Origin of the sequence: Rathayibacter tritici (genome assembly GCF_002932875.1) — a bacterium.
In the GTDB taxonomy this organism is placed as follows: domain Bacteria; phylum Actinomycetota; class Actinomycetes; order Actinomycetales; family Microbacteriaceae; genus Rathayibacter; species Rathayibacter tritici.
In genome coordinates, this window is the sequence record NZ_PSWS01000027.1 from 1 (window position 1) to 9,579 (window position 9,579).

Consider the following 9,579-nt stretch of genomic DNA (forward strand, 5'->3'; position numbering starts at 1 on the left):
CGAGAGGCGTAGCCCCCTCCCGCGAGATGCCACTTGTGAGGGCGACACGCCGAGAATCGCCGTCACAGGTGGCATCTCGCGGGAGGGGGCTACGCCTCTCGCGGCGCTCCGAAGCCGGCCGCCGCGAGCACCGCCCGCCCGGCGTCCGAGGCCGCGTAGGCGACGAAGGCCGCCGCTGTGCTGGAGTCGCCTGCCCCGGTCAGGGCCGCGATCGGGTAGGTGTTGACCGCCGCCGAGGATTCGGCGAAGGGGATGCCGGTGACCGAGCCGCCGGAGCCGCGGACGTCCGTCGCGTAGACCAGCCCGGCATCCGCTTCGCCCGAGGACACCTTGCCGAGCACGTCCGTCACCGACGACTCCTCGCTGACCGGTGCGATGTCGACCCCCGCGGCCTGTTCCACCGCGACGGCCGCCGCTCCGCACGGCACCTGCGGGGCGCAGACGACGGTGGCGGTGCCGGGCCGGGCGAGGTCCGCGAGAGACACGATCTCTGCCGGGTTGCCGGGTGGCACAGCGATCTCGAGCGTGTTGGTGGCGATGTCGACCGGGTCGCCCGCGACCAGTCCCGCGTCGGCGACCGTGGACATGGTGCGTTCGTCAGCCGAGGCGAAGACGTCGGCCGGGGCGCCGTTCACGATCTGCGTCGCGAGGTCGGAGGACCCCGCGACGGACAGCTCGACGTGCGCGCCAGGCCGCGAGGCCTCGAATCCGCTGGCGAGCTCGGTGAACGCGCCCTTCAGCGAAGCGGCGGCGAAGACGGTGAGGTGGCCGCCGGACGACGAAGGTCCCGCGGGTGCCGAGCATCCCGCGAGCAGGAGCAGCACGGCGGCAGTCGGCGCGAGAGGGAGCAGGCGGTGACGCACAGGAACCTCCGAATCGTCACTCCGCAGATGCGGAGACCAGTCGATCCTAGAGTCTCAGGTGCGTCATACTGCCCCATATCGCACGCGCGGATCAAGGAGCGGGAAGCCGGGCGCGACCGGAACCGCGATCCCCAGGTCGTGGATCTCCTGCCGCCGCAGCCGCCCCGCCTCCGGCCCGTGCTGCTGGAGCAGCTCGATCACGTTGCCGTCGGGGTCGGCCAGGTACACCTGCTCCACGAAGTCGTCGCGGATCCGGTAGCCGCCGCAGCGCTCCAGCCCGCGTGCGACGAGCGCCTCGAGGAACGGAGCGAACGACTCCACCATGATCGCGAGATGGTGCACGAGCCCCGTCTGCAGCTCGTCCTCCTCCCACCGCGGCGGATTCGCGGCGAGACGTCCCGGCGTCTTCTCCTGCACGACGTGGATCTCGGCCGTGCCGAGCCGGAAGTACGCGCCGCGGAACACGAAGTCGCTCGGGCGGGTGAACTCGGTGCAGCCGAGTACGCCGACGTAGAAGTCGCGGGTCGCGTCGAGGTCCGACACCACGAGGGCCACGTGGTGCAGGTGAGCGGTCGGAGTCATGCGGAGTCGTCCTTCTCGTCGTCGAGGCAGCGGTGCGGATGGCTTCAGGGTCACCCGGCCCGCACGCCACGGTCGACCGTGCCGTCGCGGTAGCGTCCAGGACGGACGGATGTCCGCTCTCGCCCCTCTCGAGACACGATCGGTCGCCGCGCTCCCGGTCGTCCCCTTCACTGGCGGCAATCACCACTGCAAAGGAGCACCTCCGTGACGTTCCCCCTCGCCGTCCTGTCCATCGTGCTCAGCGTCGCCGCGCTGCTGGTGCTCATCGTCCGGCTCCGGATCCACCCCTACATCGCGATGACGTCGGTCGCGGTCGTCCTCGGGCTGAGCTTCGGCCTGCCGCTGGCCGACGGGGAGCGCGGCGTGCTCGCCGTGCTCGAGGGGGTCCTCGGACCGTCGCTGGCGCACATCCTGCCGCTGGTGGGGCTGGGGTGCATCATCGGCGAGATCATCTCTCGCTCCGGCGGCGGTGAGCTGCTGGCCCGCGTCCTGCTGGCGAAGGTGGGACCGCAGCGCGGTGTGCTCGCGGTCGTGCTGGCCGGCCTGCTGGTGGGCAGCACCATCTTCTTCGACACCGCCGTCATCCTGCTCGCCCCTGTCGTCCTCTCGATCGCTCGGCAGGCCGGCCGGCACGCGGCCTTCTTCGCGGTGCCGATGGCGATCGCGGTGCTCGCCGTGCACGCGATCCTCCCGCCGCACCCCGGCGCGGTCGCGGTCGCCTCCGCACTCGGGGTCGACTACGGGCTCCTCGCCGTGCTGGGCCTGGTGACGATGCTGCCGGGCGCCGCGGTCGGCATCGTCTGGGCGTCCCGTCGCCTCGCGCGGATCGACGCCCGCGGCGGGCTGCCGATCCCCGCCGACGACCCTCCCGCAGAGCGCACCATCGCCCAGCCCGACCTGCGCGCAGTCTCGACCCTCGCCGGCGGAAGTACCGCGCTCGCCACGGCGACCGCGACCGCGACCCGCCTGCTGCCCAGGCTCCTGGTCGTGCTCACCCTGCCGGTGCTGCTGATCCTGCTCGCGACGCTCGCCGCCCTCGTCGCCCCGCAGTCGACTCCGGTGGGCGACGTCGTCCGCTTCCTCGGCACGCCCGTCATCGCGCTGATGATCACGACGGTCGTCGCCTACGTCCTGCTACTGCCCCGGTCGGCGCGGAGCAGCGGCGGTCTCACCGAGGTCGGCCGGGTGGGACTGCGTCCGGTCGGCGAGATCGTGCTCTCCACGGGCGGAGGTGTCGCGTTCGGCGGCGTCATCGCGGCCTCCGGGATCGGCGGCCAGCTGGTCGAGCGGCTCCAGGAGGCGCACCTGCCGCTGGTCGTGTTCGGGTTCGTCCTGGCGGCGGCGTTGCGCGCGACGCTCGGCACCACCACGGCGGCGGTCACCACGGTCGCGACCCTCCTGGCCACGACCGTCGACGCGAGCGCCGTCGATCCGACACACATCGCCCTGCTCGCCGTGGGCGTCTCGGCCGGAGGTGTCTGCCTGTCGCACGTGAACGACGCCGGCTTCTGGGTCCTCTCACGCTCTTTCACCGTCCCCGAGCGGACGATGCTGTCGACCTGGACCGTCGGCGTCACCGTGATGGGCGTCGTCTGCGCGACCCTGACCACCGTGCTGTGGTATCTGCTGCCGGGGGCGCCGGCGTGACCGGCGGCCCGGGGAGGATGCGGCGACTCTCCAGATCGGCTCCACGGAAGCGGCAGCGCACGCGAGCGTTTTTTGCGGGACGGCAGAGGTTCTAGAGCGCTTCATCGCCCTTGTCGCCGCAATGAGTGGACGTGTCCATCCAGGTGGCGTGTGGCTCAGCGCCGCCGCCGCAGCAGCTCCCGGGCGGTGGCCTCGTCGGTGACCAGTACGGAGGCGATGCCGCCCGTCATGGCAGCCGTGATCGCCTCCACCTTCGCGCTGCCGTGTGCGACCAGGATCCGTAGTGGGATCGCCCGCAGCTCCTTCAGGGTCAGCCCGACCCGCAGCTCGTCCAGGGCGGAGGGGACCGGCCGGCCTGCGCCATCGAAGAACTGCCCGACCACGTGGCCGACCGCTCCGTCGGTGCGGGCTCGCTCGAGCAGCTCCTCCGAGACCGGGGCGACGGCGCCGGTGCCGTCGAAGTGGGCCGTGGAGCCGAGTCCGATCAGGGCCGCGTCACTGCGGCGGGCGAGGGTCAGCGCGTCACGGACCGCGGGACGCGGGCGCGCCTGCTCCGCCCGTGCCGCTGAGCGCGTCACGAACGGGGCCGGCAGCGGAGTGAACGCGGTGCCGGCCGCGAGCACCGCGGCGGCCGAGCGTTCGGGCGCGGAGCGGGAGTGGTAGCCGAGAGCCTCGACCACCCGGACACCGTCCGCGAGTCGGCCGATGGCCTCGGCGGTGGGCAGCACCGACCGGCTCGAAGCGACGGCGAGAATCGCGTCCGCGGGGAGCCGCTCCGCCAGCAGGCGCGCGGCGACGCGGCCCACGCGCGCCTCATCCGCCGTCACGCCGCGGGGGAGTGACACCGCGACCCGGACCTCCGAGAGCGGGAACAGTCGCGCCAGCTCGCGTTCGAGCGGCGCCACGCGGTCCTCCGGCGGGCCGACGCTGATCCGCACCACGCCGCGTGAGCGCGCCTCGTCGAGCATCCGTGACACCGAGACGCGGCCGAACGAGAGGCGCTCGGCGATCTCGGACTGGGTCAGACCCTCCACCCAGTAGAGCGTCGCGATGCGGCGCAGGAGCAGGTCGCGCTCCTCGAGGACCGGCCCGGGTCGGTGGGCGGCCGCGCGGCCGAAGGAGGTCATGCCGGTATCGTGCTCGATCGCAGCGGTTGGCGCGCAGGCGTCGCACGCTCGATGCTGCAGGGGCCCGCGCCGACCGGTGCGGATGTCGTCGACTGTGGGAGGTGCGCGTGAACGGCGGTGACGCGGGGGCACGGATGCTGGATGCTCTGCTGGCCCCCGGGGCGCGGCTCGAGAGGGTCGCCACCGGAGCCGCGTGGAGCGAGGGCCCGGTCTGGCTGCCCCACGAACGCGTGGTGCGCTGGAGCGACATCCCCGGCGACCGGATCCTCGAGTGGGACGCCCGGACGGGGGAGACGCGGGTGCACCGCGAGCACGTCGAGTTCACCAACGGCCGCACGCTCGACCGGGAGGGACGCGTCGTGCAGTGCTCGCACGGCCGCCGCGCCGTCGAGCGCGAGGTCGAAGGCGTCGTCGAGGTCCTGGTCGACCGGTACGGGGACGCCCGGCTGAACTCGCCGAACGACGTCGTCGTCGCCTCCGACGGCGCCGTCTGGTTCACCGATCCGCCCTACGGGATCCTCCAGGCGCACGAGGGCCACCTCGGCGACCCCGAGTACGGCGGCTGCCACGTCTTCCGCTTCGACCCTGAGTCGGGCGAGCTGAGCGTCGCGGCGACGAGCGTTGAGGAGCCCAACGGGCTCGCCTTCTCGCCGGACGAGCGCCTCCTCTACGTCTCGGACACCTCCGTCGCTCTGCGCACCGACGGCACCGGCGAGCACTGCATCCGCGTTTTCTCGGTCGACGACCAGTGGCTGCTCACCCCGCTCGGCGTGCTTGCCGTGATCGAGCCGGGTGTTCCCGACGGCTTCCGGGTCGACGTCGAGGGCCGGATCTGGACCTCCAGCGCCGACGCGGTGCAGGTCCTCTCGGCCGACGGCGCGGTGCTCGCCCGGATCCCCGTGCCCGAGGTGGTCGGCAACCTCTGCTTCGGCGGCGACGATGGCACGGAGCTGTTCATCGCCGCGAGCACGTCGCTGTACCGCATCCGCACGGCGACGCGCGACGCCGCCTCCCTACTGCGCTGACGCGTGAGGCGTCGAGACGCGCGGAGGCGGCGCGCCGCGCTCAGCTCTGCGGCGGCGAGTAGAACTGGAGGTCGTTGCCCTCCGAGTCCTTGAACGGGAAGATGCGCCCCCACTCGTGGTCGCTGATCTCCCCCTCGATCGAGGCACCGCGCGCCGTCAGGCGTTCGAGTTCCTCCTCGATCGAGCCGTCGGGCTGGAACGAGATGACTGCGCCGCCCTGCTCCGCCACCGTGGCGGACTCGCGGGCGTTGAGGCCGATCATCAGCCCGCCGGCGTCCAGCTCCGACCAGTCGGCGGAGGTGTCCTTCACCTCGAGGCCGAGCGTGTCGCGGTAGAACGCAACCGCCCGCTCCATGTCGGTGACGGGGACCCAGACTGTTGCGACTCCTGATGCCATGTCGTGCTCCTTCGCTCGGTGATGTTCGTCCTCCGACGCTAAGTCGGGCGCGGACGCAACGGAGGCCCTTGCGCGGATGCATGGAGGCTGCTCTCGCGTGGCGCGCCTCGGTGATCAGGGGGCGTCTCGGCGCAGAGCGCGGGCTCAGCGTTCGGCGACGAAGCGGTGCACGACCGCGAGGTCCTCCTCGCCGAGGCCCGCGTCGACCAGCTCGCTGAACACGGTGCGGAGCGTCGCGAGCAGCGGTGCGGAGGTGCCCGTCGCCTCCGCCTCGTCGGCCGCGGCCCGCAGATCCTTCGTCATGTAGGAGGCGACGCCGGTCGGCGTGTAGTCGCGGGACACCAGGGCGGCGCGTTTGGTCTCGAGCACGCGACTCCCCGCGTAGCCGCCCTCTACGAGGGTGAGGAACGTGTCGAGGTCGAGGCCGGAGCGCTCGGCGATCACCGCGGCCTCGGCGATCGCGGTCATGGTCGCGGCGACGATGAGCTGGTTGCAGGCCTTGGCCGCATCGCCGGAGCCGAGCGGCCCGAGGTGGACCGCGGTTCCGCAGGCCGACAGGACGGGCAGTGCCCGGGCGACGTCCTCCTCCGCCCCGCCGACCATGATCGAGAGGGTGCCCGCCTCTGCACCCTCGGTGCCGCCGCTAACGGGGGCGTCGACGAGGCGGAGCCCCGGGTGGCGCTGCGCGAGCGCGCGAAGGCCGGAGGCGGACACGCTGGAGCAGACGGCGAGCACGACATCCGACTCCGCCGCGAGCACGCCCTCGTCGCCCGCGAGCAGCTCCTCGAGCTGGGGCAGGTCCGGCACCATCACGATCAGCACGTCCGAGGCGGCGGCGAGGGAGCGGGCGCAGTCGTGCCACTGCGCCTCGGGGACGGCGCGGCGGGCGCGGCCAGCGGAGGCGGGGCGAGCGGTGATCCCGAGCGGGATCCCGGCGGCGACGAGGCGCCGGGCCATCGGGGCGCCCATGTTCCCGAGTCCGAGGAATCCCACCTGCACGGGCGGGGCGGCGACTGACGGGGGTGCGGGCACACGCCCAGCATATCGAACACTGTTCACAGGGGTGAAGTACACTGCCCGCGGGTCGACCCGGGGGAGAGCCTCCCGCGCCGTTCCGCGAAGGGACACTTGTGACTGATCGCCCCCGCGTCGTCATCGCCTCGCCGCTCAGCCCGGAGCTGATCGCTCGCATCGTCGAGCTCGAACCGCGCTTGGACGTCGTCGCCGACCAGAACCTCCTCCCCCCGATGCGCCACGCCGGCGACCACGGCGGCGATCCCTCCTTCCGGCGCACCCCCGAGCAGCAGCGCGCGTTCGACGAGCTGGTCGACTCCGCCGACGTGCTCTACGGGGTGCCCGACGAGACCCCCGCCGCGCTCGCGCGCACGGCGGCCGCGAATCCGCGGCTCCGCTGGGTGCAGACCATGCCCGCGGGCGGCGGCGCGCAGGTGAAGGCCGCGGGTCTCGACGGCGCGCAGCTCGAGCGCATCGCGTTCTCGACCTCGGCGGGAGTCCACTCCGAGCCGCTCGCCGAGTTCGGAGTCTTCGGGCTCCTGGCAGGAGCGAAGTCGCTGCCGCGCCTGTCCGCCCTCCAGCGCGAGCGAGTCTGGGGTGGGCGGTGGGCGATGGGGCTCCTCTCGGAGCAGACGATCCTGATCATCGGGCTCGGCACAATCGGCCGCGCGACCGCCCGCAAGCTCCAGCAGCTCGGCGCCCGCGTGATCGGTACGAGCCGTCACGAGACGCGGGTCGAGCACGTCGACGAGATCGTCACACCCGACGCCATCGCGGACGTCGCGGGCCGGGTGGACGGAGTCGTCGTCACGCTCCCCGGCACCGCCGCCACCGAGAAGCTGGTCGGGCCCGAGTTCTTCGCGGAGTTGCGCCCGGGGGCCTCCTTCGTCAGCGTCGGCCGCGGGACGGTCATCGATGAGGAGGCCCTGCTCGCCGCGCTCGACGCGGGGAGGGTCGGCTTCGCCGCACTCGACGTGGTGGCCGAGGAGCCGCTCGAGCAGGGCAGCCCGCTCTGGAGCCACCCGAGCGTCCTGATCAGCCCGCACACCGCGGCGCTGAACCTCGCCGAGGACCGGCTGATCGCCGAGCTCTTCGCCCGCAACGCCACTCGTTTCCTCGACGGGAAGCCCCTGATCAACCGAGTCGATACGGTGGAGTTCTACTGACACCGCCCCCGCGAGAGGACGACATGGCCCGCCCCGATGCGCCCCCGATGACGGTCGACTCCGAGAGGGGCTCGGGTGCCCCGGCCGTGTCGCGCGCAATGCGGATCCTCGACCTCCTCGCGGACGCCGGCGGCCCGCGCACGCTGACCGACATCGCCCGCGAGCTCGGCATCGCCAAGTCGTCCACCTCGAACCTCTGCGCCGCGCTGGAGGAGGGGCGCCTGATCCGCCGCGTCGGCTCCGGTTTCCTCCTCGGCCGACGCACCGTCGAGCTCGGCAGTCACTACCTCGCGGGCGTCGACCCGGTGCGCGAGTTCTACCGGCTCTGCGAGGAGTCGCCCGTGCTGTCGCGGCAGCTGGTGCAGATCGCACTGCTGGACGGCACCCGCGTCCTCTACCTCGCGGTGCACGAGGGCCGCGAGCGGTTTGCGCTCTCGGCGAGCGTCGGTGACCGGTATCCCGCCTCCGCCACGGCCGTCGGCACCGCGCTGCTGGCCGAGCTCGACGACGGTGAGATTGCCGCGCGCTTCGCCGACGACCGCGACATCGTCGTCTTCACCGACCGCTCGACATCCTCCGCGAGCGAACTGCTCCAGAAGATCCGGACGGCCCGCGAGCGCGGCTACGCGATCGACGACGGCGAGCTGCACCCCAGCGTCCTGGGCCTCGCCGTCGCCGTCCCGGCCGCCACCCGATCCGACCTCTCGGTCGCGGTGGGTGTCTCGCTGGTCCGGCCGGTTGCCGACGATCAGGAGGAGGTTGTGGCGGCACTCCGCGAGGCCGCCGCAGCGCTGGGTCGCCCGCCCCTCCTCGGCGGAACGCCCGCCTGATGCGCCTCCGTCCATCCTGTTGAATGCTGTTCACTGGGCTGTTACGCTCGGTCCGTTCCGCCCGCGCGGGTGGGAGTGAGCGAGGCGCCGTGGCGATCAGTAGCACCAGCGAGCCCCGAGGCGGTCGCTGATGCGCATCGCCCGGATCCGGACCGAGGGCGCGCCGGCCGTCGTCGCCCTGGTCGCGGGGGAGTGGCGCGAAATCGAGAACGCCTTCGCCGCGCAGCCGGTCGAGACCGGCCGCCGCTGGCCGGTCGCGGGCGCTCGCCTGCTGGCTCCGGTGGAACCCCGCGTGGTCCTCGGGATGGCGCACAACGGCTCCGCGGCTGATCGTTTGCAGCCCCCGCAGGCCTTCCACAAGAGCGCGCACACGCTGGCCGCGCCCGGCGATCCGATCGTCATCGACGACGGCATCGGCCCCGTGAACGTCGAGGGCGAGCTCGCCCTCGTCATCGGGCGCCCGGCCCGCCACCTCACTCTGGCCGACGCGCTCGAGCATGTGCTCGGCGTCACCGGTGCCAACGACGTCACCGCCCCCGAAATGATCGCGGCCGACAGTCTCTTCCTCCAGGGCAAGAACGGCGACGGCTGGACTCCGCTCGGCCCGTGGATCGAGACCGGAGTGGACCCGGACGCGGTCGGCATCGCCGTGATCGTCGACGGCGAGCGGCGGGCTCTCTCCTCCACCGACCGTCTCGGCTGGCGCGCCGCCGAGATCCTGGTGCACCTCACCGCGCACCTCACGCTCCGCCCGGGCGATGTCGTGCTCACCGGCTCGCCCGGGACGGCCGCCGAGGTCGAGCCCGGCCAGGAGGTGCTGATCGCCCTCGACGGCGTCGGCGAGCTCGCCAACCGCACCGTCGCCGGGCCTGGGCGCGCGGCGCCTCCGCAGCCCTGACCTCCGCCCCGACACTGTCCCGCCCCGAAC

At 72.9% G+C, this 9,579-nt stretch carries 10 protein-coding genes; 5 read left to right on the forward strand and 5 right to left on the reverse strand.

The features are described from left to right. Positions 1–89: 89 nt before the first annotated feature. Both modA and C5D07_RS04440 read right to left on the reverse strand, forming a co-directional pair. Positions 90–863 carry a molybdate ABC transporter substrate-binding protein gene (modA, locus tag C5D07_RS04435; RefSeq protein ID WP_211286329.1) on the reverse strand — a complete coding sequence of 258 codons (774 nt, stop codon included), beginning with the start codon at positions 861–863 and terminating at the stop codon, positions 90–92. 63 nt (positions 864–926) lie between these two features. Next, positions 927–1,445: a VOC family protein gene (locus C5D07_RS04440; protein ID WP_104258776.1), complete on the reverse strand. Its 519-nt coding sequence runs from the start codon at positions 1,443–1,445 to the stop codon at positions 927–929. Between the two features lie 204 nt (positions 1,446–1,649). Here C5D07_RS04440 and C5D07_RS04445 point away from each other — a divergent pair, with 204 nt between their 5' ends. Then, a complete protein-coding gene (locus C5D07_RS04445; RefSeq protein ID WP_068256226.1) occupies positions 1,650–3,092 on the forward strand; it encodes a GntP family permease in 1,443 nt (480 codons plus the stop codon). A gap of 155 nt (positions 3,093–3,247) precedes the next feature. On the opposite strand, the gene C5D07_RS04450 is transcribed toward C5D07_RS04445, so the two are convergent. Beyond that, positions 3,248–4,219, reverse strand: coding sequence for a sugar-binding transcriptional regulator (locus tag C5D07_RS04450; RefSeq protein ID WP_104258777.1), 972 nt, complete (start codon positions 4,217–4,219; stop codon positions 3,248–3,250). Between the two features lie 107 nt (positions 4,220–4,326). On the opposite strand from C5D07_RS04450, the gene C5D07_RS04455 reads away from it, so the two are divergent. Continuing rightward, a complete protein-coding gene (locus C5D07_RS04455) occupies positions 4,327–5,244 on the forward strand; it encodes an SMP-30/gluconolactonase/LRE family protein (RefSeq protein WP_308470772.1) in 918 nt (305 codons plus the stop codon). A 40-nt stretch (positions 5,245–5,284) separates the two neighbouring features. On the opposite strand, the gene C5D07_RS04460 is transcribed toward C5D07_RS04455, so the two are convergent. Continuing rightward, on the reverse strand, positions 5,285–5,641 hold the full coding sequence (locus tag C5D07_RS04460; RefSeq protein ID WP_068256220.1) for a VOC family protein: 357 nt from the start codon (positions 5,639–5,641) through the stop codon (positions 5,285–5,287). 144 nt (positions 5,642–5,785) lie between these two features. Further along, a complete protein-coding gene (locus C5D07_RS04465) occupies positions 5,786–6,673 on the reverse strand; it encodes an NAD(P)-dependent oxidoreductase (RefSeq protein WP_237358203.1) in 888 nt (295 codons plus the stop codon). Positions 6,674–6,771: 98 nt separating this feature from the next. On the opposite strand from C5D07_RS04465, the gene C5D07_RS04470 reads away from it, so the two are divergent. The 3 genes from C5D07_RS04470 (at position 6,772) to C5D07_RS04480 (ending at position 9,549) form a co-directional block, all read left to right on the forward strand. After that, the gene (locus C5D07_RS04470) at positions 6,772–7,821 is read left to right on the forward strand and encodes a D-2-hydroxyacid dehydrogenase (RefSeq protein ID WP_104258778.1); all 1,050 of its coding nucleotides are present in this window, start codon (positions 6,772–6,774) and stop codon (positions 7,819–7,821) included. Between the two features lie 23 nt (positions 7,822–7,844). Then, a complete protein-coding gene (locus C5D07_RS04475) occupies positions 7,845–8,651 on the forward strand; it encodes an IclR family transcriptional regulator (RefSeq protein ID WP_237358202.1) in 807 nt (268 codons plus the stop codon). Positions 8,652–8,781: 130 nt separating this feature from the next. After that, complete coding sequence (locus C5D07_RS04480) at positions 8,782–9,549, forward strand: fumarylacetoacetate hydrolase family protein (protein WP_068256212.1); 768 nt, start codon at positions 8,782–8,784, stop codon at positions 9,547–9,549. The last annotated feature ends 30 nt before the right edge of the window (positions 9,550–9,579 follow it).